The organism is Nonomuraea ferruginea (assembly GCF_039540635.1).
Taxonomy (GTDB): Bacteria; Actinomycetota; Actinomycetes; order Streptosporangiales; family Streptosporangiaceae; genus Nonomuraea; species Nonomuraea ferruginea.
On record NZ_BAABFD010000001.1, the window covers coordinates 518,326 to 544,034 of the forward strand.

Annotated in this window: 18 protein-coding genes; 11 read left to right on the forward strand and 7 right to left on the reverse strand. The window is 73.2% G+C overall.

All coding sequences use genetic code 11. The annotated features are described in order from the left end of the window. Positions 1–29 precede the first annotated feature (29 nt). Both ABD999_RS02285 and ABD999_RS02290 read left to right on the forward strand, forming a co-directional pair. Complete coding sequence (locus ABD999_RS02285) at positions 30–893, forward strand: enoyl-CoA hydratase-related protein (RefSeq protein WP_271279232.1); 864 nt, start codon at positions 30–32, stop codon at positions 891–893. A 1-nt stretch (position 894) separates the two neighbouring features. Beyond that, the gene (locus tag ABD999_RS02290) at positions 895–1,821 is read left to right on the forward strand and encodes an alpha/beta hydrolase (protein ID WP_148030538.1); all 927 of its coding nucleotides are present in this window, start codon (positions 895–897) and stop codon (positions 1,819–1,821) included. A 19-nt stretch (positions 1,822–1,840) separates the two neighbouring features. Here ABD999_RS02290 and ABD999_RS02295 read toward each other — a convergent pair whose 3' ends face one another. After that, positions 1,841–3,331: an alpha/beta hydrolase family protein gene (locus ABD999_RS02295; RefSeq protein WP_271279231.1), complete on the reverse strand. Its 1,491-nt coding sequence runs from the start codon at positions 3,329–3,331 to the stop codon at positions 1,841–1,843. A gap of 106 nt (positions 3,332–3,437) precedes the next feature. Between ABD999_RS02295 and ABD999_RS02300 the strand changes: the two genes are divergently transcribed. From ABD999_RS02300 to ABD999_RS02310, 3 genes are all read left to right on the forward strand, one after another. Then, entirely contained in the window at positions 3,438–4,559 is a 1,122-nt protein-coding gene (locus ABD999_RS02300; protein ID WP_271279230.1) for an exonuclease SbcCD subunit D, read from the forward strand. Then, positions 4,560–8,411 (forward strand): AAA family ATPase, encoded by a 3,852-nt coding sequence (locus ABD999_RS02305; RefSeq protein WP_271279229.1) that lies wholly within the window; start codon positions 4,560–4,562, stop codon positions 8,409–8,411. Between the two features lie 195 nt (positions 8,412–8,606). Beyond that, complete coding sequence (locus tag ABD999_RS02310; protein WP_271279234.1) at positions 8,607–10,166, forward strand: OmpA family protein; 1,560 nt, start codon at positions 8,607–8,609, stop codon at positions 10,164–10,166. Between the two features lie 3 nt (positions 10,167–10,169). Here the strand turns inward: ABD999_RS02310 and ABD999_RS02315 are convergent, their stop codons facing one another. Then, positions 10,170–11,384 (reverse strand): LeuA family protein, encoded by a 1,215-nt coding sequence (locus ABD999_RS02315; RefSeq protein ID WP_271279228.1) that lies wholly within the window; start codon positions 11,382–11,384, stop codon positions 10,170–10,172. A gap of 61 nt (positions 11,385–11,445) precedes the next feature. On the opposite strand from ABD999_RS02315, the gene ABD999_RS02320 reads away from it, so the two are divergent. Continuing rightward, positions 11,446–13,041 (forward strand): citrate synthase, encoded by a 1,596-nt coding sequence (locus ABD999_RS02320; protein WP_271279227.1) that lies wholly within the window; start codon positions 11,446–11,448, stop codon positions 13,039–13,041. An 18-nt stretch (positions 13,042–13,059) separates the two neighbouring features. On the opposite strand, the gene ABD999_RS02325 is transcribed toward ABD999_RS02320, so the two are convergent. The 3 genes from ABD999_RS02325 to ABD999_RS02335 are packed head-to-tail and all read right to left on the reverse strand — an operon-like array spanning position 13,060 to position 18,603. Then, positions 13,060–16,143 carry a chromosome partitioning protein ParA gene (locus ABD999_RS02325; RefSeq protein WP_271279226.1) on the reverse strand — a complete coding sequence of 1,028 codons (3,084 nt, stop codon included), beginning with the start codon at positions 16,141–16,143 and terminating at the stop codon, positions 13,060–13,062. Positions 16,144–16,186: 43 nt separating this feature from the next. Next, on the reverse strand, positions 16,187–17,407 hold the full coding sequence (locus tag ABD999_RS02330; protein WP_261808434.1) for a helix-turn-helix domain-containing protein: 1,221 nt from the start codon (positions 17,405–17,407) through the stop codon (positions 16,187–16,189). Then, complete coding sequence (locus ABD999_RS02335; protein ID WP_345482531.1) at positions 17,404–18,603, reverse strand: hypothetical protein; 1,200 nt, start codon at positions 18,601–18,603, stop codon at positions 17,404–17,406. The genes ABD999_RS02330 and ABD999_RS02335 overlap by 4 nt, the downstream gene beginning before the upstream one ends. A gap of 88 nt (positions 18,604–18,691) precedes the next feature. Here ABD999_RS02335 and ABD999_RS02340 point away from each other — a divergent pair, with 88 nt between their 5' ends. Next, positions 18,692–19,414: a hypothetical protein gene (locus ABD999_RS02340; protein WP_271279045.1), complete on the forward strand. Its 723-nt coding sequence runs from the start codon at positions 18,692–18,694 to the stop codon at positions 19,412–19,414. Positions 19,415–19,634: 220 nt separating this feature from the next. Further along, the gene (locus ABD999_RS02345; protein ID WP_271279046.1) at positions 19,635–20,066 is read left to right on the forward strand and encodes a PPOX class F420-dependent oxidoreductase; all 432 of its coding nucleotides are present in this window, start codon (positions 19,635–19,637) and stop codon (positions 20,064–20,066) included. Between the two features lie 9 nt (positions 20,067–20,075). Here ABD999_RS02345 and ABD999_RS02350 read toward each other — a convergent pair whose 3' ends face one another. Further along, positions 20,076–20,777 carry a M50 family metallopeptidase gene (locus tag ABD999_RS02350; RefSeq protein WP_148030547.1) on the reverse strand — a complete coding sequence of 234 codons (702 nt, stop codon included), beginning with the start codon at positions 20,775–20,777 and terminating at the stop codon, positions 20,076–20,078. A 34-nt stretch (positions 20,778–20,811) separates the two neighbouring features. On the opposite strand from ABD999_RS02350, the gene ABD999_RS02355 reads away from it, so the two are divergent. Genes ABD999_RS02355 through ABD999_RS02365 form a run of 3 tightly spaced genes read left to right on the forward strand, consistent with a single transcriptional unit; the run spans position 20,812 to position 23,338 of the window. Further along, positions 20,812–21,699: an amidohydrolase family protein gene (locus tag ABD999_RS02355; RefSeq protein WP_261808436.1), complete on the forward strand. Its 888-nt coding sequence runs from the start codon at positions 20,812–20,814 to the stop codon at positions 21,697–21,699. Positions 21,700–21,718: 19 nt separating this feature from the next. Further along, entirely contained in the window at positions 21,719–22,174 is a 456-nt protein-coding gene (locus tag ABD999_RS02360) for a nuclear transport factor 2 family protein (RefSeq protein ID WP_261808437.1), read from the forward strand. A gap of 45 nt (positions 22,175–22,219) precedes the next feature. Next, the gene (locus tag ABD999_RS02365) at positions 22,220–23,338 is read left to right on the forward strand and encodes a magnesium and cobalt transport protein CorA (protein WP_219545391.1); all 1,119 of its coding nucleotides are present in this window, start codon (positions 22,220–22,222) and stop codon (positions 23,336–23,338) included. A gap of 12 nt (positions 23,339–23,350) precedes the next feature. Here ABD999_RS02365 and ABD999_RS02370 read toward each other — a convergent pair whose 3' ends face one another. Next, positions 23,351–25,558 carry a dehydrogenase E1 component subunit alpha/beta gene (locus ABD999_RS02370; protein WP_271279047.1) on the reverse strand — a complete coding sequence of 736 codons (2,208 nt, stop codon included), beginning with the start codon at positions 25,556–25,558 and terminating at the stop codon, positions 23,351–23,353. Positions 25,559–25,709: the final 151 nt, after the last annotated feature.

A 25,709-nucleotide genomic window follows, 5' to 3' on the forward strand; every position in this document is an offset into this window, starting at 1 on the left:
AACATCTGTCACCGAATAAGATTCGGTCCATGGCGTTCACCGAGATCCAGTACGGCGTGGCCGACCAGGTCGCGACCATCACCCTGTATCGCCCCGACCGGCTCAACGCGTTCACGCTGACCATGCGCGCCGAGCTGATCGAGGCCTTCGACCTGGCCGACGCCGACGACGAGGTGCGCGCGGTGGTCGTCACCGGCGCGGGCCGGGCCTTCTGCGCGGGCGCCGACCTGAGCGGCGGCGGCGGCACGTTCGGCCGGTCCGGACGCGAGGCCGAGCTGGTGAACGGCTATCCGCGTGACGGCGGCGGCACCGTCGCGCTGCGCGTCGCCCGATCGCTCAAGCCCGTCATCGCCGCGATCAACGGCGCCGCCGTCGGCGTCGGCCTCACGATGACGCTGCCGATGGACATCCGGCTGGTCGCCGACACCGCCAAGCTCGGGTTCGTCTTCGCCCGCCGCGGCATCGTGCCCGAGGCCGCCTCCAGCTGGTTCCTGCCCAGGATCGTCGGCATCGCGCAGGCCATGGAGTGGGCCGCCACCGGCAGGGTCTTCGGCGCCGCCGAAGCGCTGGAGGGCCGGCTGGTGTCACGCGTCTACCCGGGAGAGGAACTGCTGCCCGCCGCGTACGCGCTCGCCCGCGAGATCGCCGAGAACACCTCCGCGGTGTCGGTGGCCGCCGTGCGCAGGCTGATGTGGTCGGGGCTGTCGGCGTCCTCGCCGTGGGAGGCGCACGCGGCCGACTCCCGGCTCATGACCGAGCTGGGCCCCGCCGCCGACGCGGCCGAGGGCGTCACCGCGTTCCTGGAGAAGCGGCCGCCCGCCTTTCCGATGTCCGTCGGCGAGGACCTCCCCCCGGGAGTGCCGTCGTGGCCCGATGATCCGTATGGTGGCTGACATGTACGAGACGACCGTGCTCGCCATGCCGCCCGACTACGAGGGCGAGGTCGTGGCGACCCTGATCTCCAAGCGGACCGGATCGCGCCGGGCGGTGCTCTACATCCACGGCTTCACCGACTACTTCTTCCAGGACCACCTGGCCGACCACTACGTCGGGCACGGCATCGACTTCTACGCGCTCGACCTGCGCAAGTACGGCCGATCGCTGCTGCCGCACCAGACCCGCGGCCTGGTGCGCAGCGTCACCGAGTACTTCCCGGAGATCGACGAGGCCGTCCGCCTGATCCGGCGCGACCACGACGAGCTGACCATCAACGCCCACTCCACCGGCGGGCTCATCGCCCCGCTCTGGGCCGACCGGGTCCGCGGCCGCGGCCTGGTGCAGGGGCTCGTGCTCAACAGCCCCTTCTTCGACCTCAACGTCTCCCGCCCGCTCCGTCTGGCCGCCGACCTGCTCAAGACCCCGCTCTCGTACGTGCTCAGGCCGCTCCCGCTCGGCTCCAGCCACGCCTACGGCCACAGCCTCCACCGCGACCACGGCGGCGAGTGGCACTACGACCTGGAGCTGAAGCCGCTCGGCGGGTTCCCGGTGCACGCCACCTGGCTGGCCGCCATCCGGCGCGCCCAGCGCCGCCTGCAGTGCGGGCTGAAGGTGGACGTGCCCGTGCTCGTCCTCGCCGCCGGCAAGGGCCTCCGGGTACGGGACTTCGTACCGGAAGCACGCTCGGCCGACATCGTGCTCGACCCCGAACACATGGCCCGCTGGGCGACCTCGCTCGGCCCGCACGTCACCTGCGTGCGCGTCGACGGCGGCGTGCACGACCTGGTGCTGTCGGCCGAGCCGGTGCGCAAGCAGGTGTTCGCCGAGCTCGACCGCTGGATGGCCACCTATGTCGGGTCGCGTCCAGCGGCCGGGCTGACGTAGTCCGCGCCGATGCGGGCCCCTACCAGGGGAACGAGAACAGTCCGTAGTAGGCCGCCGCGACGAGCAGCAGGCCGGTGCCGCCCAGCACGCCCGCGATCGCCACGTGCTGCCAGCGGCTCGGCCGCATGCCCTCGCGCAGGCCCGACACCACAGCGGCCACCGCGGTGACCTCCTGGATGAGCATCAGCACCGCCAGCACCCGCACCACGAGCCAGCCCGCCAGCACCGCCGGCCAGGCCCCCGCCTGGTTGATGCTGAACAGCACCAGCAGCATGATGAACGCCACCACCGACAGCAGCAGGCCGAGACCGGTCCACACCATCTTGGCCAGCCTGCGCCTGATCGGCGGCCACAGCCTGGCGTTCAGCTCAGGGATGTGATGCCGGCCGCGCAGCCGGACCACCATCGCCGCGACCGGGCCCGCCACGTAGCCGACGGCGGCCAGGCAGATCGTCAGTCCCAGCATCGTGCCGCCCGCGTACCACGGCGCGGCCGGCACGTCGGCCGCCTGGAACCGCTGCACCGGCGTCGCCCCCGCGACGTGCGCCGTGGGCCGGGCGGTGGCCGGCAGGCCGAGGATCCAGTTGGCGAGCGTGTCGAGGTAACCGGCGGTGAAGTCGCCGCCGCGCACCCGCATCGCGTGGTCGCCCTCGGCCATGAAGCGGATCGTGTAGCGGTCGTTCCCGGCCGCCTTCATGCCGCGCAGCAGGGCGTCCGTCGACTCCACGAACGGGATCGACGGGTCGGTGGTGCCGTAGAAGGCCAGCACCGGCTGCTCGATCCGGTCCAGCGCGGGCTGCGCGTCATAGCGCAGGAAGTCGAAGCCGACCGCGCCCATCGCCCTGGTCAGCAGGTCGCGCACCCCCACCGGGGCGCGCAGCCGCAGCAGCTGCTCGTTCAGCGCCCACGCGACCTGCCGCAGCGGCGAGACGTTCGGCGACGAGACCAGCACCACGAACCCGACGCTCGCGCTCTTGGCCGCGGCGATCGGCACCACCCAGCCGCCCTCGCTGACGCCCCAGACGCCGACGCGGACCGGGTCGACGTCGGAGCGGGTGCGCAGATACTCGACCATGCGCAGCGCGTCGTCCGCGAGCAGCGAGAAGTCGCGGTCGCGGAAGTTGTAGCCGACCGTCCGCTTGTCGAACGCCAGCGTCACCACGCCCGACCGGGACAGGAACTCCGCCTGCGGCGTGAACTCCGTCCGCGACCCGTTGCCGGAGCCCGACACGAACACCATCGCCGGGTAGCGGCCCGGCTTCACCGGAAATCGGACCGTTCCGTGGAGCGTCTGCCCTTCGGCCCGGACCGAGATCTCCTCCTGCCGGAAGTCGGAGACCTTCGCCACCGGGCGCAGCTCCGCGGGGGGCTGGGGAGGCAGCGATTGTAATGCGACATCGGCCTTGAGCGGCGGCGGGTCGAACGCGGGCGGCAGAACGTACCCGACGGACGCCAGAGCCACCAGCAACAGACCGGCGGCAACGCTCAGAATGCCACGGCCAGTCCGCATCGGCCTCCCCATGTGCGTTGGTTTGCCCGTCGATCTTTCAGCTTACTCCCAGCTCATGTGGCGCAGGGGGCCGCATTTGTCAGCGGGACCTGTTAGCTTCCTGCGAATGCGGATCCTGCACACCTCCGACTGGCACCTGGGCCGCTCGTTCCACCGCGAGAGCCTGCTCGACGGGCAGGCGGCGTTCGTCGACCACCTGGTGGAGACCGTGCGGGCCGAGCGGGTCGACGTCGTGCTCGTCGCCGGCGACGTCTACGACCGGGCGCTGCCGCCGGTCGACGCCGTCGCGCTGTGCAACGAGGCGCTGCGCCGCCTCCGGGAGGCGGGCGCGCGCACGATCCTGATCAGCGGCAACCACGACTCGGCGCGCCGGCTCGGCTTCGGCGCCGCCCTGATCGAGGCGTCGGGCGTCCACCTCCGCACCGACCCCGCCCAGGCGTGGGAGCCCGTGGTGATCGACCACGTGGCCTTCTACGGCATCCCCTACCTGGAGCCCGAGCTGGTCCGCCGCCCCTGGGAGCTGACCGAGCGCAGCCACACCGCCGCGCTCACCCACGCCATGGACCGCGTCCGCGCCGACGCCGCCCGCCACCCCCGCTCGGTGGTGCTCGCGCACGCGTTCGTGACCGGGGGAGCGGCCAGCGACAGCGAGCGCGACATCAGCGTCGGCGGGGTCGCCCACGTCCCGCTGGCGGCCTTCGCCGGGGTCGACTACGTCGCGCTCGGCCACCTCCACGGCCGCCAGCGCATGTCCGAGACGGTCCGCTACTCCGGCTCCCCGCTGGCCTACTCGTTCTCCGAGGCGGGGCAGCTCAAGGGGTCCTGGCTGGTGACGCTCGGCCCGGGGAAGGAGGCCGCGGCGGAGTTCGTGCCCGCGCCGGTGCCGCGCCCGGTCGGCGGCCTCTCGGGCCGGCTCGACGACCTGCTCACCTCGCCCCGGTACGAGAACGTCGAGGATCACTGGCTGCAGGTCGTCCTCACCGACCCCGTACGGCCGCGAGCCGCCATGGACCGGTTACGCGCCCGCTTCCCCCACACGCTCGCCCTGTCCTTCGAGCCGGAAGGCGAGCGGGCCGCGCCCGCGCCGGCCAGGCTGCACGGGCGGCCGGAGGCGGAGGTCGCGCTCGACTTCGTCCGCGAGGTGCGCGGCGAGCCTGCCACACGCGAAGAGCAAGAGCTGCTAAGACGGGCCATCGAGGAGTCGAGGGTGAAGGAGACGATGGCGTAGATGCGGCCGCACCGGCTCTCGCTGACGGCGTTCGGGTCCTTTCCCCGGCCCGAGACGGTCGACTTCGACGCGTTGACCGAATCTGGTCTGTTCCTCGTGCACGGGCCGACGGGGGCGGGCAAGACCACCGTCCTCGACGCTCTCTGCTTCGCCCTCTACGGGCAGGTGCCCGGCCAGCGCAACAGCGCCCGCAGCCTGCGCTGCGACCACGCCCCGCCCGGGGCGGGGCCGTCCGTGACGCTCGAGGTGAGCATCCGGGGCCGCTTACTCCGCATCCACCGCTCCCCGGCCTGGCAGCGGCCCAAGCTCCGCGGCACCGGCTACACCGAGGAGAAGGCCAAGGTCATCGTCGAGGAGCGGCGCGGCTCCGGCTGGGTCGGGCTGACCACCCGCGCCGACGAGGCGGGCGACCTGGTGGGCGGGCTGCTGGGGATGAACGCCGACCAGTTCTGCCAGGTGGCGATGCTGCCGCAGGGCGACTTCGCGCGCTTCCTGCGCGCCGACGGGCTGGAGCGCCGCAAACTGCTGGAACGGCTGTTCACCGTCAAGATCTTCACCCAGGCCGAGGCGTGGCTGGCCGAGCACCGCAAGCAGGCGTTCCGGTCTCAGCAGGAGCTGCGCCAGCAGGTGGCGTACGCCGTCCACCGAGTCGCCGAAGCCGCCGGCCCCGCCCTCCTCCACCCCACCCCTCCGGAGCCCACCCCCGCCCCTGCCGGCCTTCAGCCCACCTCGACAGGGACCACTTCCACCCAAAACCCGGTCGGCCTCCCGTCCGTCCCGACGGAGACCACTCCTGTCGCTGACTCCGCCGACTTTCACTCCATCCCGACGGAGACCGACCCCGCCGGGTTCCACCTCACCTCGGCGGAGAACGCGACCGGTTCCACTCCGCCGGGCGTCAGGTCCGTTCCGACGGAGAGGGCCGCTTCGCTGGAGGCCGGTGTCCCTCCTGAGCCGCCTGCTCCGGAGGAGGACCCCGTGTCCTGGGCGGGTCTCCTTCTGAAGGCCGCCGAGGCCGCCGTCTCCCGCGGCGCCGACGACCAGGCCGAGGCCGAGGAGGCGTGGCGGGCCGCGACCGGGCGGTTCGACCGGGCGTCCGCTCTCGCCGAACGGCAGCGCCGCCACGCCGAGGCCCTGACCCTGCGCCGCACCCTCGACGAGCGGGCCGAGGAACGCGCCGAGCTTCAGGCCATCCTCGACGACGCCCACCGCGCCGGCTCCGTCGTCCCGCTCATCGCCGCCGCCCGCCAGCGCACGGAAGCCGCGGCCAAGGCCCGCGCCCTCGCCGCCGACGCCCTGGCCCGCGCGCGGCCGATCCTCCTCCGTACCCCCGGGGGCCTCGCCGAGCCGTCGCAAGGGGACGTCTCCGTGGCCGGGTGGGTGGCTCCCGAGCGGCTCGCCGTCCTCGAAAGGGAACGCCGGAGCGAGATCGCCCGCCTGTCCGAGCTGCTCACCGAGGAAGCACGGCTGCTCGTCGTACGGCGGGACCTCGCCCGGGTGGAGGAGGAGCTGACCGCTCTCGGACGCGAGGACGTGCAGGTGGGTGAGCGGCTGGCCGCCCTGCCGGCGCTCATCGAGGAGGGCGAGCGGAGGCTGGCCGGGGCGCGCGCCGCCGCCGCCCGGATCCCGGCGGTCGAGGCCGTACGAGAGGTCGCGGCCCGCCTGATCGAGACCGATCGGGAGCTCGCCCGGCTGGCCACCGAGCTGGAGGCGCTGGGGGAGCAGGAGGCGGAGGTCGCGGCCGCCGAGGCGGAGCTGCCCGAGCGGGTCGCCGAGGCCGCCGCCCGGCTGGCGGAGGTACGCGCCGAGGCGGCGGGCATCCCGGCGGCGGCCGCCGTCCTGGACTCGGCCCGCACGACGCTCGACCAGGCCCGCCGCCGCGACGCGCTCGCCGCCGAGCTGGAAGACGCTCGGGCCGTGCACCAGGAGGTCGTCGACCGGGCACAGAACCTGCGCGAGCGCTGGCTCGACATCCGCCAGGCCCGCATCGACGGGATGGCCGCCGAGCTGGCCCGCGACCTCGCCGACGGGCGGCCGTGCACGGTCTGCGGCTCGGACCACCACCCGCACCCGGCGTCCCCGGCGCCCAGCGCGCCCTCACCGGACGACGAGCTCGACGCCGAGCGCGAGCACGAGGCGGCGGTCGCCGAGCGCGAGTCCGCCGAGCGGGTGCTCGCCTCCCTGGACTCCCGCCACGCCGACGCGCTGGCCGCCACGGCGGGGCTGGCCGTCGAGGACGCCGAGGCCGGGGTGGAGGAAGCCGAACGGGAGCTGACCCGCCTCCGCGAGGTCGCCGACCGCGAGCCGCGCCTGGCGGCCGAACTGGAGCGGGCGGAGGCGGAGCGCGAACAGGTCCGCGACCGCGCCCGCGAACTGGGCGAGACCCTGGCCGCCCACCGCACCCACACCGCCCACCTGCGAGCCGAACGCGCCCGCCTCCACACCCGCCTCACCCTGCGCGACGTCATCGAGAACGCCGCCCCACGTCACCTTGAGAACGCCACACAGCACCCGGACACCTCCGACGAGGCAAGAGGCCTCGATCAGGAGGACGTACGTGGGTTGGCGGACGGTGAGGAGGTCCGGCCGGAGGATGTGTGTGAGGCGTTGCGCCTGCTGGATCGGGAGGTCGCCCGGCTGCGGGAGGTCGCAGGGGAGGAAGGCGCGCTGGTCGCGGAGGTGACGCGGCGCGGGCGTGAGAGGGAGGCACTCCAGGAGGAGGCGCGGCGGGTGGCCACGAGGCTGGCCGCCGGCCGGACCCGCCAGGAGGAGCTGAGCGCCGATGCCGCCCGGCTGGGCGCCAGGCTGGACGAGGCGCGCGGCGACGACCCCACGATCACGGCCCGGCTGACCAGGCTCACCGACGAGGCCGAACTGCTGGGGGAGGCGCTGGAGGCGACCAGGGCGGCCGTGGCCGCGGAAGGCGAGCGGGTCACGGCACACGACGCCGCTCAGGAGGCGGCGCGTGAGGCCGGGTTCGCCGACACCGCCGACGCCTCGGCCGCCGCCAGGAGCGCCGCCGAGCTGGAGAGCAAGGCCGAGACGCTGCGCAGGCTGGACGACCAGCTCGCCGCCGTCACCGCCGTACTCGAGGACCCGGAGCTGATAGCGGCGGCCGCGGAGCCGGCGCCTGACCTGGCGCGGCTCTCTGCCGAGAGGGACGAGGCCGAGCGGGCCCGCACCGCCCTGGCCTCCGCCCGTGACCGGGCCGCCGCCAGGGCCGACCGGCTGGCCGAGCTGCGCGAGGAGCTGGCCGGATGCGTGGCCCGGTGGCGGCCCGCCGCCGAGCGCCACAAGCTGGCCGAGCAACTGGCCGCGCTGGCCGCCGGCACGTCCGGCGACAACCAGTGGAGCATGAGCCTGTCCTCCTACGTGCTCGGCGAACGCCTCCGCCAGGTCGTGGACGCCGCCAACGACCGCCTCGACCACATGTCCGGCGGGCGCTACCTGCTCCGCCACGACCTGGCCAAGACCGCCGGGTCCCGGTCGCGCTCCGGCGGCGGCCTGGGTCTCCGGGTGTTCGACGGGTGGACCGGGGTCGAGCGTGATCCGGCCACGCTGTCCGGCGGGGAGAGCTTCATCACCTCTCTGGCGCTGGCTCTCGGCCTGGCCGACGTGGTGACGGCCGAGGCGGGCGGCGCCGAGATCGGCACGCTCTTCGTCGACGAGGGGTTCGGCACCTTGGACGAGGACACCCTCGACGGCGTGCTCGACATCCTCGACGGCCTGCGTGACGGCGGCCGCGCGGTGGGCATCGTCAGCCACGTGGCCGAGCTGCGCTCGCGCATCCCCGCCCAGCTCAAGGTGACCAAGACCCGCACCGGCTCCACCCTGGCGGCGACCACCGGTTAGGCCCCGTTTCCGCGGATCACCGTACTCGCTGATCTGCGACGATGTGGCACGTGCGGAAACGCGGCAGGCCAGGTGGGGCGGCCTGGACCCCGCGAATACCGCCGAATGCGACGTAACGGCCCAGGCGGCTCCGTATACTCCCGCACGTCGTCGATCGGGAGGTCTGATCGTATGCGTGGCGCCGGGTTGACAGCCGTGCTCCTGGTCACCGCGGTCGCGGGATGCGGCGGTGCCCCCGAGCGGGCCGGCCCGCCGTCGCCCTCTCCCGCCGCCGCGTCGCCCACTGCGGTGTCGCCCTCCGCCGCGCCTTCGGCCTCCGTTTCCGGAGCCGGTTACGTGCGCGAGGGCCTGGTCGGGTTCCACGCGTCCAACCCGTTCCGGGTCGAGGTCCGTGCGGTCGAACGGCACGAGGAGCTGACCGTGCTGAGGATGGAGATCTCGACCACGGAGGACACCAAGACGCCAGGCGGGTTCGGGTACGACGGGCTCCCCGGACAGAGCGTCACCTTCGGCAGGTTCCGGCTGCTCGACCCCGTGGGCGGGGAGATGTACCTCACGCTGCGGGAGAAGTCCGGGGAGCGGGCGTTCGGCACCCGCCACGGCGACGGGTATCCCGAGGATTTCCAGCCGGGCGTGCGCTATCCGGTCGAGGTGTACTTCCCGCCGCTGCCCGGCGGCGTGAAGAGCGTCTCGCTCGTACCCGATCTGGCGATGGCCCCCACCACCGGCATCCCCGTCACCGACGGAGCCCCGCCGCCCGTGGCCAGGAAGCGCGGCGAGGGCGGGGAACACCAGTGGCCGGTGGTGCTCCCCGAGGGCGACCACTGGTCCGGGGTGTCCGGGCTGAACGAGCTGGTCGAGACCCCGGAGAAGACCACGTTCCAGGAAGGCGGCCAGGAGACCGTGGCGCTCCGTACCGACGTGCTCTTCGCCTTCGACAAGGCGACGCTGTCGGACAAGGCCGCGGCCATCCTGGACGAGGCCGTCGCGGAGACCCGCGAGCGCGCCGACCCGGACAAGCCGCCCATCCTCATCGAAGGGCACACGGACAGCAAGGGCGGCGGCACCTACAACCAGCGGCTGTCGGTCGAGCGTGCCGAGGCCGTCCGCGACTACCTGGTGGCCGAGCTCGGCGGTGACTACACGTACAAGGCCGAAGGCAAGGGCGAGAACGAGCCGATCGCCAGGAACGAGAAGCGGGACGGCGGCGACGACCCCGAGGGCCGGGCCCGCAACCGGCGGGTCGAGATCTCGTACACGATCAAGCGGGATCGGCCCGACGTCGCGGTCACCACGGGGACGGCGACGGACGTCAGGGGCTCCACCCGCGAGCCCGCCCCTTACCGGGCCGAGGCGGGGCCGGTCGTCGGTTCGCTGGAGTGGCCGCGCTCCGAGGGCCGGTTGCGGGTGGACTTCCACCCCTTCTACCGTGACGGGGCCTATCTGGTGGCGGTGTTCGACGTGGTGTCGGTGAAGGACCACTACATCCCGATACCCGACCCGTTCAAGGGGTTCGCCCACAACTTCTCGGCCGCGTCCGACTACGGCGCGTTCATCCTGGTGGATCCGGAGACCCAGGCGCGCTACCACCCGCTCAAGATGCGCACCGAGTTCGTCGAGAACTCCTTGCTCGCCCTGGAGAAGGGTGAGGTCAACCGCTCGTACGCGTACTATCCGGCGCCCGCCGACGACGTCACGTCCATCACCCTGGAGGCGGCCGACCTGGGCGAGGTGAAGGACATCCCCGTGTCGTGACCGTCACAACTGGCCGGGGAAGAGCAGGGACAGCTCGCGCGGGTAGGCCGCGATCAGGCGCAGCTCGTCGTCCGTGAGCGGCCTGCCCGTCATCGCGTTGCAGAGCTGCACCAGCTTGAAGCTCAGGTCCTCGTCCGCCACCTCCGCCCCGAGCCCGTCCATCACGTGCCGGAACCCGGCCTTCCCGCCGTACTCGCCCGTCAGCACCACCCGGCCGTCGCGCGCGTGCCAGTCCTCCGGGAACGGGCCCAGCGTCGCCTCGTCGTACAGCTCGTAGTTGCCGTGGTCCTTCAGCGCCCCGTCGGCGTGGATGCCGCTCTCGTGCGCGAACGCGTTCCGCCCCACCCCCACCTGGTTGTACGGGAGAGGCTGGCCGAAGGCGTGGGCCGCCCACAGCCCGAACCTCCTGGCCCACGTCAGGTCCAGCGCGTCGCCGATCTCCGCGGCCAGCCCGAAGCCGTGCCGGAACGCCAGGATCGTCGACAGCAGGTCGGCGTTGCCGGAGCGCTCGCCGATGCCGTTGACGCAGGTGTTGATCCACGCGTCCTGGCCCGCGTCGAGGTCGCCGAGCGCGCCCGACACCGAGTTGGCCACCGCCATGCCGAGGTCGTTGTGGCAGTGCGTCTCCACCGGCAGCCCCACCGCCGAGGCCAGCTTGGCGAACCGCTCCCTGATCCGGTCGGGCGTGTCGCCGCCGATCGTGTCGCAGTAGCGGATCCGGTCCGCGCCCGCCTCCTTCGCCGCCAGCGCGAACTCCACCAGGAACCCGTCGTCGGTCCGCGACCCGTCCTCGGCGTTCACCCCCACGGTCCGCGCGCCCGCCGTCTTGGCGGTGCGCACCGCGGCGGTCATCTCCCGGATGATCGCGCCCCGGTCGAGCCGGCCGCGGAACTTGTTCTGGATCATGTAGTCGCTGGTGGAGATCGACAGGTTGTAGTGCCTGAGACCGAGCGGCGCCGCCTTCTCCACGTCCGCCGCCACGCCCCGGCACCACCCGGACAGCCGCAGCTCGCCGAACGCCCCCGCCTCGGCCAGCGCCACCTGCGCCCGCACGTACGGGACCTCGTGGAACAGGAAAGGGAACCCGATCTCGGACTGCGCCACGCCGAGCCTGGCCAGATAGAAGTTGACCATGGTCTTGCCGAACTTCGACAGGCCGGTGCGCGCGGTCTGCACGCCGTCCCGGTTCGTCACGTCAAGGAAGTGAACTTTGGGCATGCAGCAACGTTGACATGTTCCTTCAATGTGTATCAATATTGATTTTCATCAACGTGTGGAGATGGGTGTGGAGTGGATCGACGCGGCCACGGCCGCCGACCGGCTGGGCGTCAAACGGGCCACCCTGTACGCGTACGTGAGCCGCGGGGTGCTCAAGCGGCGCCACGAGGGCCGCCGCAGCCTCTTCGACGCCGCCGAGATCGAGACCCTGGCCCGGCGGGGCAGGCCCCGGGGCCAGCCGCCCGAGCTGGTCATCGAGTCAGCCGTCACCGCTCTGGGGGCCGACCGCCCCTACTACCGCGGCCACGACGCCCTCACCCTCGCCCGCACCGCCGGCTTCGAGGCGACGGCCGAATGGCTCTGGACCGAGCACGCCTCCCCGGCCGGCCCAGAAAGCCCCCCCGGCCCCTCGGCCGACAGCCCCGGCACGGTCACGAAGGATCGTTCCGGGGTCGGAAGGGACGATCCCCCCGACCGGGAGCCCGGGACGGCGCCCACCTGGCAGGCCGACGCGGATGCCGTCCAGGCCGCCGTCGCCGCGCAACGCGGCCTCCCCGAGTCGCTCCTCCCGCTCGACCGCCTCCAGGTCATCACCACCGTCCTCGGCGCCACCGACCTGCTCCGCTTCCAGCTAGACCCGCCCTCGGTCACCGCCACCGCCCGCCGCCTCATCACCGGCCTCGTCGACGCCCTCCCGGTACTGGGCCCACCAGACGCCCATGACCCATCCAGGCCAGAGCCCGACGATGAGTTCAGCCGGCCCGCACCGGGATGGGCAGATGAGCCGGGACGGCCCGCACCGAGGTCGGGAGACGCGCCGGGACGGCTCAGACCCGGGTCGGGCGATGAGTCCGGCGGGTTCGGACCGGGACGCCGTGACGAGGGCGGGCGGCTCAGACCCGAGGTCGAGTGGCTCGGTGACGACGCTGGGCAGGCCGTGCCGGAACGCGGGCGGGGGGCCGGGCAGCGAGAGCCGGAAGCAGGCACTGCCGCGGAGAGCAGCAGTCCCGTGCCTCGCTCGATCGCCGAGCGGCTGTGGCCCCGCCTGACGCCGCACCCTCCGAGCCCGTCCCTGCTCCGGGCACTGGAAGCCGCGCTCGTTCTGCTCGCCGACCATGAGCTGGCCGCCTCCACGCTGGCCGCGCGGGTCGCCGCCTCCGCCAAGGCCGACCCGTACGCCGTCGTCATCACCGGTCTGGGCGTGCTGGGCGGCCCCCTGCACGGTGGCGCCTCCTACGCCGCAGAACGCCTCCTCGCCGAGGTCACCCGCCCCTCCGACGCGCCCCGCGTGATCGCCGACCGGATCCGCCGCGGCGAGCGCATCCCCGGCTTCGGCCACACCGTCTACAAGAACGGCGACGCCCGCGCCACCACGCTCCTCGACCTGGTGACGGAGGCCGCCCCCGGCCATGACCGGCTCGCCGCCGCCCGAGCCGTCCTGGCCGAGGCGCGCCGGCGACGGCTCCCCGAGCCCAACGTCGACTTCGGCCTCGCCACCCTCGCCGCCGTCGCCGGCATGACCTCCGGCGCGGGCGAGGCGATCTTCGCCGTCGCCAGGACCGCCGGCTGGCTCGCCCACGCCATGGAGGAGTACGCCCGAGGTTCCCTCCTGCGGCTGCGCGCCTCCTACACCGGCCCGCCGATCCCCAGACCCTGAACCCGGCCGCTCCGGCGCTCAGCCGGGCTGTTCGCCGGACCTGTCGACGTAGGCCGCCAGGGCCTTGACCCGGTCAGCGTGCTGGTCGTGGCCGACGATCACCGGAGGCTCGTTGTAGGGCATCGCGTCGGAGGAACGGCGCAGCTTGACGTACTGGCCGCAGGCGTCGATGGCGTACGGCTCCATGTCGTCCTGCAGCGCCCCGATCACCGTGATGCCGTAGGTCTCGCCGATCCGCCGGAACAGCGCCACCGCCTCCCGCCGGTGCTCCTTGCCCAGGTTGCGGCCCAGCTCGTCGAGCACCAGGCACAGGTGGCCGCCCCCGGACGAGGCGATGGCCGCCGCGCACACCAGCTTGACCGCCTTCTCGTCCATCAGGGCAGTGTTGGCCCGCCGGTTGTAGGGCACGAAGCCCTGGCCCTCGCCGCGGCGCCACTTCGGCGTCACCCGCCACTGCCAGCGCTGCTCCGGGTCCGCGGGCGCGGGCGGCACCGGGAACTCCAGCGTCGCCCCGTAGCCGCCGTACGAGACGTCGAGCTTCTCGAACTCCTCGGCCACCCGCTCCAGCCTGGCCTTGATGGCGGCCGAGAGCGCCGCCCGGTGCACGGCGGTCGACTGCGCCGCCTCCTCCGCGCCCTTGTCGGCCGCCGCGAGGTCACGTTGCCTCGACACCAGCTGCGCCTCGATCTGCCTGCGCTGGTGCTTCTCGTACTCCTCCTGGCCGCGCAGGTAGGAGGCGAGCGCGCCGCACACGCCCGCGAACGTCGCCTGCTCCCGCGCCGCGCTGCCGCCCCGCTCGGCCAGCAGGAACCGCAGCTCCTCCGGCACCTCCGCGTCCTCCTCGGGGAACGTGTCGCGCAGCGCCTGGTCGAGCCGGCGCTCGGCGACCCGCCACCACTCGTCGGCGGTGCGCGGGCGCTCCTCCTCGGGCAGCTCGCCCAGCCATTCGGCGGCCGACTCGGCGGTGCCGCCCCATTCGGCGGTCAGCGCGCCGAGCTTCAGCGCCTCCCGCTCGGCCGTGACCCGCGTCTCCTGCTCGCGGGCGCGCGCCCGCTCGCCGTCGAGCTGCCGGCGGCGGCTCTCCAGCCGCTCGATCTCCAGGTCTCTGGTGCGGGCGCGGAAGTCGAGCGCGGCGGTCTCCCGCTCGGCCTCCGCGACCCTTGGGGCCAGCTCCTCCAGCGCGGCGGCCAGCTCGCCGAGCCTGGCGCGCTGCCCGGTCAGCCGCCGCTCCAGCTCCTCCAGCCGCACGCCCGCCTTGGCCCCGTCGAGCCTGCGCTGGGCCAGCGTCACCGTCTCCTCGGCGTCGCGCACGGCCTCGGCGGCGGTGTCCTGAGAGTCGACGGCGCGGTTGAGGCGCTGCTCGGCGGCCTTGATGCGGGCCTCCCTGCCGGTCGCCACCCCGTCGAACGCCCCCACCACGCTCACCCCGGCCGCGCTGACCAGCACGGACCCGGGCAGCTCGCGCAGCGCCTCGGCCGCCTCCGTCAGCCGGCCGGCGTCGACGATCACGGCGTGCTCACCGGGCCAGTTGCGCAGCTCGTCCAGCGCCAGCCCGCCTCCCGCCGCGCCGCCGGTGACGCCGGCGGCATCCGCCAGGCTGCCGGTCCTGCCGCCGGCGGACGCACGGCCGGAGGTCGAAGGCGGGGCGCTCGTGGCGTGGTCGCGGGCCTGTTCGGCGACGTCAAGGGCGTCCAGCAGGCCGGACGCCGGGACACCCGCCCCGGCGAGTGCGTCGAGCTGGGCGGCGGCAGGGCCGCCCTCGGCGTCGTCCAGCGCCGCGCGGGCCGAGGCCACCTCCTGGTCGGCCACGCCCAGCGCCTTGAGCGCCTCGTTGAGCCGCAGCCGGGACTCGCGCAGCTCGCCCTCCGCCGCGGGCACGTCGCGCCCGTCGGCGAACCTGCGTGTCTCCTCCAGCGCCGGGATCCGGCCGCGCAGCTCGTCGGCGGAGTTCTCCGCGACCGCACGGTCGGCGTCGAGCTTGGCCGCCCGCGCCTGGAGGGCGGCCAGCTCCTTGCGCGCCTCGGTGACGCGCCGGTCGAGCGTGTCGTCCTTGAGCGTGGCGATCTCCGCCTTGACCTCGGCGATCGCCTCGGCCGCCGTCTCTCCCGCCGCGCGGTGCCCGGCCAGCTCGGCGGCCAGCGCGGAGTCCTTGGCCGCCGCGTCGGCCAGCTTGCGCGCCTGGCGCCCCTGCCAGCACCGCAACGCCCCGGCCAGGCCCACCCTCGCCTGGTCGCGCCGGTCGAACGTGGACAGCAGCGCCCGCGACTCGGTCTCGAACTCGGCCAGCCGCTCCGCCGCCTGCGCCGCCCGCACCCGCTTGGCGTGCTCGTCGCGCCGCGCCTCCCGCTCCTGCTCCAGCTCCGCGTCGAGCCCGGTCAGCGCCGCGATCGCCTCGAACACCCGCTCCGGCGAGATCTCGTTGAGCGGCTGGGACAGGAGGTTGGTCGCCACCTTGCTGCGCACGCTCGTCGACAGGAACGACACGCACCGCACCCGGTCGCCGTAGAGGACCTTGGTGAGGTCGCGGGCCACGACGTCGCGCCGGCCCGCCGAACGGGGCAGCGACGCCCAGATCTCGTCGGCCCGCGCCACGCGTTCGGCCTCCGACGGCGCCGCCGCCAGCCGGACCCCCTCCCGCCAGCGGATCTCCAGATGCGGAGCCTCCTGGTTGACCCGCAGCCAGACGGTCAGCGGCGCGTCGGGCCGCCCGGCCACCCCGAACAGCTCGCCGTCGTCGTCGCCCGGATCGACCGTGTAGGCGTCGAGGCTCTCGCTGCCGGCGGCGGGCGCGAACACGCCCACGATGTAGCCGTGGCCGGCGCTCGCCCACTGGCGCGCGCCCGCCCCGCTGGCCAGCTCCGCGTTGAACAGCAGCTCCGACACCGTCTTGGCGCCCGAGGCGAACCGCCACTGCTCGTCGCCGAGCAGCGCGGTGATCGACGCGATGAACGACGACTTGCCGGCGCCGTTGGAGTCCTTGGGGCCCGCTCCCGCCACGACGATCAGCGTGCCGGGCACGACGGGCACCGGATGGGTGGACAGCCGGGAGATGTTGACCGCCTGCACGGCGACCAGCACCCGATCTCCCACGACGTTCTCCACCTGCGCCACCACTACCCCCGTTTCCTTCGGTCGGCCGCCCCGGTCATCGGGCGGCCCTGCGTGCTCGTACGGCCACCGCCAGCGGCGTGTCGGGACCCGCCGCGAGGATCAGCTCCTCCTGCAGCCGCCTGCGCGCCTCCGGCGTGAGGCGGTGGAACTGCGGGCCGGGGACGTAACCCCCGGCCTCCTCGCCCGCCTTGACCTGGGTCACCAGCCCCGCGTGGCGCAGCGCGCGCAGCGCCGACTCCAGCTCGCCGATCGGGAGCTGGGTGTGGCGGCGCAACTCGTCGACCGGGGCCGGGTGCGGCGACAGCCACGAGTCTTCGGGCAGGAGGCCCTCGGCGCGGGGGATGGCCACCGAATGGACCAGCACCAGGGTCAGCACCGCCCGCTCGCTCTCGCCCGGCCCCCCTCCCGGCGGCTCGTCGCGTACGAGCTCGTCGGCGTAACCCGAGATCCAGCGCTCGCGCTGCTGGACGAGCGTGCGCCCGCGGCGGGCGAGCATCTCGGTGAGGGTGCGCCGCAGCGCCGGGTCGCGCAGCGCGGCGAACCTCGCCTCCTGCACGGGCTCGGCGGCGTGCTCCACCACCATGAAGGCGGACACCAGCTCGGCCCTGCGACGCTCGTCGTAGCCGCTCAGCAGGTCGTCGAACTCGGCCACGCCCGGCTCCGCCCGGCTCCCCGCGCCCTGGTCGGGAGCGGCGGGCTCCGGGAGGGCGGCGGCGACCAGGCCCGCGTCGGGGACCACCGGCACGGCGCGGCGCTCCGGCTCGGGGATGCGGCGCACCAGGTCTTTCAGCACCGCGTGGGACTCCACAGGCCACAGCGCGCACCGCGGGCCGAGCGAGACGATGCCGCCGGCCACCACCACCCACGCCGAGTCGTGCAGCCGGCGCAGCGCCCCGATGGCCCAGTTGCGCATGAGGTCGTCGGTGCGGCCGATCAGCGCGCGGTAGGTGTCGAGCACCCGCTCCAGCGGCGCCGGCTCGCCCGGCCACGGGTCGGCCGACTGGTCGGCCCAGCAGCACTTGAGCACCGCCGCCAGCACCCGACGGGTCTCGCCGGCCCGCTCCACTGGCATGGGCGGCACCTGGTGCTCCTCCAGCAGCGACGGCGTCACCCCGTCGGGCCACACGGGCAGCGCCACCCCCGAGGAGTCCGGGCCGCTCAGCCTGGTCATGCCCGCGGGGGCCGGCGCGCCGGGCCCGAGCCGCAGCGGGCCTTGCGCGCGCGCCCGCGCGTGCGCGGCCTGATCGGCGGTCACGGCGTACGCTCCAGGTGGCCGTGGGAGAGCCAGGACGGCTCGCGGGACGGGTCGATCGTCAGCCCGTCCGACCAGGCCAGCCGGTAGGGCAGCTCCGGCCGCAGGTCGACGGTCGTCAGGTCGGCGAGCACCCGCCGGGCCGTGGCCCAGTCGGGGCCGAGCACGTCGGCCAGCGCCACCCGCGACTCCCCGCCCAGCAGGGACTCGACCAGCTCGCGCAGCCGCTCGACGGCCGCCTCCCGCGCGGCGCCGAGCGAGCCGTCGGGGCCCGGGTCGGGCAGCGTGGAGCGCGGCGGCGTGGGCTGGGCGGGCGCCGGCCGCGGCGCCTCGTCGACGGCGCGGGCGATCGCCGCCGGATCGTGCCACGGCGCCGGGGCGTCGAACACGAACCCGTCGAGCACCGCGGCCAGCCGCTCCTTGGTCGCCGTCTGGGCGAACGTGCGCCACGTCTCCGTCGGCAGCAGCGTCAGGTTGCGGGTGGTGCCGGCCGAGTCGGCCAGCCGCCCGGCCGCGCGGCGGGAGGCGTCGCTGTAGGCGTAGATCGCCGCCCGCAGGTCGGTGCAGACCCGGTCGAGCTCGGGCCAGCGGGTCAGGATCGTGCCGTGGACGCTCTGGGCGCGGCGGGCGATCTCCTCGGTGCCCCACAGCTTGGGCGCCTGCTCGCGCAGCTCCTCGATGGTGCCGGTGGTGAGCGTGATCAGCTCCAGCGCCCACAGCCGGAACGCCCGCGCCAGACCGGCCGCGCTCTGCCGGGCCTCCTCCATCGTGGTGCGCGGGTCGGCGACGTTGAGATCTTCGAGGGCGAGCAGCCGGTGCATCTCCGACTGGCCGCCGTCGTCCATCATCCGCCGGATGAACATCAGGCCGACCACGCTGGTGAACGACGCGCGGTAACGGAGCTGGTTGGGCTTGGGGAACACCTCGCGGATCGCGCCCAGCCCCTTGAGCACCCGCAGCCGGTTGTCGAACTGGTCGGCCGGATAGGCCCCGCAGGCCAGGCGCATCTGCTCGTGCGTCAGCCACTCCTCGCCCGCGTCGGCGAACGCGGCGAACAGCGTCTCGGCGATGTCGACCAGCACGGGGTCGTCGACCACCGCGCCGCTGTCGCGGGCCAGCGCCGCGAACATCCGGCGGTAGGTCGACAGCACCGCCTCATCGCTGAGCGCGGCGTCGAGGGTCAAGGGCTGCTCGGGCACGCGCACTAAGGTACGGCCTCCGGCCGACATTCTCCGCCGCGACCGGTCCGCCGCGCGCCGGGGGAGCGGGATGAGAGGGTGTGAGGTCGTGGGGGAACGGAAGAGCTGGGGCGTCGACCAGGTGCGGGCGCTGCTCGACATCGCCGAGGGCAAGGGATCCGACCGCGAGGAGGCCGAGAGCGCGGCCGCCCTGGCGGCCAAGATCCTCTACCGGATGGGGCTGGACGCGGACACCGTGCGCCGCGACGCCGCGAGCCCCGTCGGCACGTGGCGGCTGCCGATCGACACCAGCGGCGGGCACCACGTCGAGCGGGCCGAGGCCGTCTGGCTGGTGATCAGCGCGCTCGGCTGCATGGGCTGCCACGAGGGCGGACGCCGGCGCGACCGGGTGTCGCACGTGCGGCTCGTCGGTCCCGTGGAGGTGCTGAAGTCGCTGAAGATCCTGCTGCCCTCGGTGCTGATCCAGATGGAGCTGCGGTTCGGTCTCGCCTGGCGGGCCGAGCGGGCCAGGCACCCCGGCCTGCCCGCGCAGCTGCTGCGCCGCAAGCGGACGCTGTACCAGCGGGGCTTCTACCGCGGCTTCGGCAAGGGCCTGGCCGACAAGATGCGGGCCCGGGTGCGGGAGGTCGCCGACGAGGTCTCCGGCGGCGCGGGTGAGCTGGTGCTGGCCGGGCGCGAGGCGGCGGTGCGCGCCGAGTTCGAGCGCTGGGACACCAAGCCAGGCGCGTCCTCCTTCTACGACGAGACCGGGTTCGAGCGCGGCCGGGAGGCGGCCATGACAGCCGACCTCGGTGACAGGTCGATCAGCTGAGCAGGATGGGCGGGTGTGCGGCGTTGAGGGTGCTCCCCCCGGGCTGAGCGCCGGCGACGTCGTGCGGCGTCTCCTGAACCGGTGGTACGGCTCGCGCCCACGTTGAACGAGCACGTCGGCGCCGTCCTGCTTCATGACCTGAGGGACACGAGGGTGGCCCTGACAGGGCCAGTCCTGACGTGGTCTCCCTCCCCGTGAGCGCAGGGCCGAGACTCGGGGCATGAGCATGACGACCAACGAGATCGCCTACCTGAACGGCCAGCTGCTGGGCCGCCTCGCCACCGTGGGCCCCGGCGGGCGGCCGCACCTGGTCACCGTGGGCGTCTTCTACGACCCGGAGTCCGGCTGCGTCGTGATCGGGGGGCACGCCGGCACCGGCATGTCCGAGAGCAAGAAGTTCCGCGACGCGCGGCGGCATCCCGACGTGGCGTTCATCGTGGACGACCTGGCCTCTGTCGACCCGTGGACGCCGCGCGGCATCGAGATCCGGGGGCTGGCGGAGACGCACACCGCCGGCGGCGCCGAGCTGGGCGAGCGCATCGGCGCGAACATGCCGTTCGACCCGGCCTGGATCCGTATCCGTGCGCGCCGCGTCCGCAGCTGGGGGATCGACACCGGGCCGTTCGAGCTGTCCACCCGGGACGTGGTCTGACCGGCTTACTTACGCGAGCGGGTTCATCAGGTAGGCGCCCCCGACCACGGACGCCCCCGCCACCAGCAGGAAGAAGAACACGTAGAACCCGCCGGGCAGGAGGGTCAGCCGGGCCAGCTGGTCGGCGTCGGAGTCGCGCGCCTGGCGCCTGCGCCGCTTGCGCTGCAGCTCCAGGATCGGCCGGACGCCGCCGAACAGCAGGAACCACACCACCAGGAAGGCCACGATCTGCTGCACCTCGCCGGGCGCGTACATCGACAGCGCGAACACCGCCCCGCCCGACGCCAGCAGGATGAGCGCGCCGTACAGGTTGCGGATCAGCAGGAGCATGCACACCAGGAAGAGCAGCATCCCCCAGATCAGCAGCGTGATGTGCCCCTGGTCGGTCAGCCAGGCGGCGGCCAGCCCGAGCAGCGACGGCGCCAGGTAGCCCGCCAGCGCGGTCAGCACCATGCCGGGCCCGGTGGGCCTGCCCCTGGTCAGCGTCACGCCCGAGGTGTCGGAGTGCAGCCGGATGCCCTCCAGCTTGCGCCGGGTGAGCAGCGCCATGACGGCGTGGCCGCCCTCGTGGGCGATCGTGATCAGCCCTCTGGTGAGCTGCCAGGGCACGGTGAAGGTGACGATCGCCAGCGCGACCAGCGCGGAGACGACCACGACCCAGGGGTCGGGGTCAGGTTGCGCCTCGATCAGCTGAGCCCAGAGCTTGTCCATCGATTAGGAACCCTATCCGGGTAAAGTCACGGTCGTGGCCACAGAACTTGATTCTGATGAAGGGGTGCGCGCCTGGTGGGCGGCGCTCGGACTGCCCGGCCTGGTGGACCTGCACGTGCATTTCCTGCCCGAGCGGATGGAACGCCGGGTCTGGCACCATTTCCACCACGGCGGACCCCTCATGGGCAGCGGCTGGAAGATCGAGTACGAGTGGCCGGTCGCCGAGCGCGTGACCCGGCTGCGGGAGCTGGGGGTGACGGCCTTCCCCGCGCTCGCGTACGCGCACAAGCCCGGCATGGCGGCCGACCTCAACGCCTGGACACTCGGCTTCGCCGGCCGCACGCCCGGCTGCCTGCCCTCGGCCACCTTCTATCCCGAGCCCGGCGCCCCCGCCTACGTCCGGCAGGCCCTCGACCAGGGGGCCAAGATCTTCAAGGTGCACCTCCAGGTGGGCGACTTCGACCCGCGCCTGCCCGAGCTGGACGGCATCTGGGGGCTGCTGGCCGAGGCCGGCGTCCCCGTGGTGGTGCACGCCAGCTCGGTGCCCGTGCCCGGCGGGTACGTCGGCGCCGAGCCGATCGGCGAGGTGCTGCGCGCGCATCCCCGGCTGCGCGTGATCATCGCCCATCTCGGCATGCCGGAGTACGATCCGTTCTTCGCGCTGGCCGAGCGCTACGAGCGGGTGGCACTGGACACCACGATGGCTTTCACCGACTTCGCCGAGCTCGGCATGCCCTTTCCCGCCCGGCTCCGCCCCGCCCTGCGTGAACTCGGGCTGGCGGGGAAGGTGGTCCTCGGCAGTGACTTCCCGACGATCCCCCACCCGTACGCACACCAGCTGCACGCCCTCGACCGGCTCGGCCTCGGCGACGACTGGCTCAGGGCCGTGTGCTGGGACAACGGCCTGACCATGATTCGATAGCAGAGTGAACGATCGGCACGTGGCGCTGATAAGCGCCTTCTACGAGGCACTCGGCCGTGCTGATGCGGCGGCCATGGAGAGCTGTTACCACCCCGAGGTCAGCTTCGGCGATCCCGTCTTCCAGGAGCTGGAGGGCCGCGACAGGGTGATGGCGATGTGGCGGCTCCAGCTCAGCCGGGGCGTCGGCATGAAGGCCGAGTTCCACGGGGCGACGGCCGACGACTTCTCCGGCACCGCCCGCTGGACGGCCCGCTACCGCATGCCCAGCACGGGGCGGCAGGTGGTCAACGAGATAGAGGCGATGTTCCGGTTCGAGGACGACCTGATCATCAGGCACCACGAGGAGTTCGACTTCAAACGCTGGTCCAAGATGGCGCTGGGCCGCCCGCACGGGTTGCTGTTCGGGTGGACGCCGAGATGGCGGCAGATGATCCGCGAGCGCGCCATGGCACAGCTCGACGACTTCGCGACCTAGGAGCGACACAGGGAGCGACACGGGGAGCGACACACAGGAGGTGGCATGACCAGGGCGAGAGGGCGCCGGCGCGGCAGGCTGACACGCGAGCCGGCTCCCGAGAAGTCGATGGACCCCCGGCCCAGCGAGGATCAGCCCTACCGTCCGACGGTCATCAACAACACGATCTACCAGGACGGCCGCGCCATCGACAACCCCGGTTCGCTGGCCGACGCCTTCCAGTGCCTGAAGGACAAACCCGGCGCGCTCGCCTGGATCGGCCTGTACCGGCCGAAGGAGTGGGAGCTGGTCAAGCTCGCGGAGGAGTTCCAGCTGCACGAGCTGGCCGTCGAGGACGCCATCGTCGGCTCCCAGCGCCCCAAGGCCGACCGCTACGGCGAGACCCTGTTCGTGGTGCTGCGCGCGGCCACCTACCGGGACGAGGTGGAGGAGGTGGCCTTCGGCGAGCTGAACGTGTTCGTCGGCCCCGACTTCGTGCTGACCGTCCGCCACTCCGAGGCGCCCGACCTTCAGGTGGTGCGCAGGCGTATGGAGTCGGAGCCCGACCTGCTGCGCAAGGGCCCGCAGGCGGTGCTGTACGCGATCCTGGACGCGGTGGTCGACGACTACGCGCCGGTCGTGAAAGGGCTGCAGGAGGACATCGAGGAGATCGAGGTCCAGGTGTTCGGCGGCGACCCGGCCGTGTCCCGCCGCGTCTACGAGCTGTCGCGCGAGGTGATCGAGTTCCAGCGGGCCACCGCGCCGCTGGTGCGGCTGATCGACGGGTTCATCGCCGGCGCCGACAAGTACGGCGTCGACGAGGAGCTGCAGAGCTACCTGCGCGACGTGGCCGACCACGCCATCACGGTCAACGAGCGGGTGGCCTCCTTCCGCCAGCAGCTCCAGGACATCCTGGTGGTCAACTCCACCCTGGTCACCCAGGCGCAGAACGCCGAGATGGCCAGGATGACCGAGGTCAGCATCCAGCAGGGCGAGGAGGTCAAGAAGATCTCCGCCTGGGCGGCCATCCTCTTCGCGCCGACCGTGGTGGGCGGCATCTACGGGATGAACTTCGACCACATGCCCGAGTATCACTGGGCCCTGGGCTACCCGTTCGCGATCTCCCTCATGGCGGGGGTGTGCGTCATCCTGTACGTGATCTTCAAACGGCGCGGCTGGCTGTAGCGCCGGGCCAGGTCAGGAGAGCAGCTTGCGGGCTGCCTGCTCGATCTCCTCCTCCGACAGCAGCACGTGGTCGGCCGCCCCGCCCAGCGGGACGAAGCTGTCGGCCGAGGTCACCCGGGCCACCTGACCCTGGTAGCCGGCGTCGAGCAGCTCGGCCATGACGCCCTCGGACACGCCGCCCGAGTGGCGCGTCTCGTCCGCGATCAGGACCTTGCCCGTCAGCTCCGCCGCGCGCAGCAGGTCGGCCACCGGCAGCGGCGCCAGCCAGCGCAGGTCCAGCACCCGGCAGCTGAAGCCCTCCTGGGTGAGCCGCACCGCCGCCCGCAGGCTCATCCGCACCCCGTTGCCGAACGTCACGATCGTCAGGTCGCGCCCGTCGCCGTAGGAGCGGGCGCCGCCGATCGGCACGTGCGTCTCCGCCCAGCGCGACGGCGGGGCGTACGGGGCCAGCCAGCCGCCGTCGCCCTCCTCGAACAGGTCTCTGGTGTGGTAGAGCGCGATCGGCTCCAGGAACACGCACACCGACCCCTGCGTGCGTGCGGCCGCCAGGCACGTGCGGAGCATGGCGGAGGCGTCGTCGGGCCGGGACGGCGAGGCGATGATCAGGCCGGGGATGTCGCGCAGCGCCGCGATCGCGTTGTCGTTGTGGAAGTGCCCGCCGAACCCCTTCTGGTAGGCGTAGCCCGCGATCCGCACCACCATCGGGTTCGGGTAGGCACCTTGTGAGAAGAACGACAGCGTGGCGGCCTCGCCCCTGATCTGGTCGATCGCGTTGTGCAGGTAGGCCAGATACTGGATCTCCGGCACCGGCAGCAGCCTGGACACCCCCGCGCCCAGGGCCAGCCCGAGGATGGCCTGCTCGTCCAGATGGGTGTCGAACACCCGGGCGGGGCCGAACCTCTTCTGCAGCCCGCGGGTCACCCCGTAGACGCCGCCCTTCTTGGCGACGTCCTCGCCGAAGACCATCATCTCCGGGTAGACCGCGAGCGCGTCGGCGAGCGTGCGGTTGATCGACTGGGAGAGCGTCAGCGGCTTCTCCGACTCCGGCAGCGTCCCGGCGAACGTCCGCTCCCGCACCGCGCTCTCCGCCGCCACCGGGCTGATCTTGGCGACCAGGTCGGCGTCGTGCGGCGCGATCGGCTCCATGACCTCCTTCGCCGAGCGGAGCCGGGGCAGCCGGGTGGTCTCCAGCGCGATGCGCAGCACGTGCTCGCGGGCGAGCTCGTACCGTCTGAGCAGTTCCTCCGGCGTGGTCAGGCCCGCCTCGACGAGCAGCCGCGCGGTGCGCAGCAGCGGGTCGCGCGCCAGGTCGGCGCGGAGCTCGCGCTGGGTGCGGTACGCGGACTCGACGTCGGAGCCGGCGTGCCCCATCAGCCGCACCGTCGACAGGTGCAGGAACGCGGGGGTGCGGTGGGAGCGCACGTGCTCCACCGCCCGCACCGCCGTGTCGTACGCGGAAGCCAGGTCACAGCCGTCGGCCGCGAAGTACTCGATGCCGGGCCGCCTGGCGGACGCCTCCACCCAGCCTCTGGGGGTCCTGACGCTGATGCCGATGCCGTTGTCCTCGCACACGAACAGGATCGGCACCCGCTGCCCCTGGTAGGTGGCGTAGGCGGCGGTGTTGAAGCCCGACAGGGCCGTGGCGTGGTTGACCGAGGCGTCGCCGAAACTGCACACGGCGATCGCGTCGTCGGGCCACAGGCCCGCCGTGTCGAGCGCGCGGGCCCGCTCGATGGCGAACGCCACGCCCACCGCCCTCGGCAGGTGGCTGGCGATCGTGGACGTCTGGGGGATGACGGCCAGCTCGGGATGGCCGAACACCTTGTGCCTGCCGCCCGCGATCGGCTCCTCGGCGGCCGCCGTCAGGCCCATCAGGACGTCCCTGATGCCCTGTTCGGGCAGCCGCCCGGCCTGCTCGGACCTGGTCAGGTAGAACGCGCCGGACCGGTAGTGGAGCAGCGCGGGGTCGTCCGGGCGCAGCGCGGCGGCCACGGCCGCGTTGCCCTCGTGACCGGCCGAGCCGATCGTGTAGAAGCCCTCGTCCTGCTCGCGCAGCCAGCGGGCGGCGATGTCGAGCAGCCGGCTGTCGAGCTGGCGCTGGTAGAGCGTCCGGCACTGCTCTCCGGTGAGCGTGGCGCCCTCCCGCACCGGATCGCCGGGACCGCGGGCCGGGCCCGTCTGGAGGGTCTCCACTGCCTGGACGAAATGAGTCTCAACCATGTCGCGCGCCACATGCCGATTATGGCCGCTGAGCACCGTGTTCGTCTGCCAGTCACGGGCGACATGTGTTGGACCGGTCCTTTTGACATAGATCTATAACAGCTTGTCAGAATGGTGAACTTCGCCATTCGCCACCACGTCTACTGGTTTG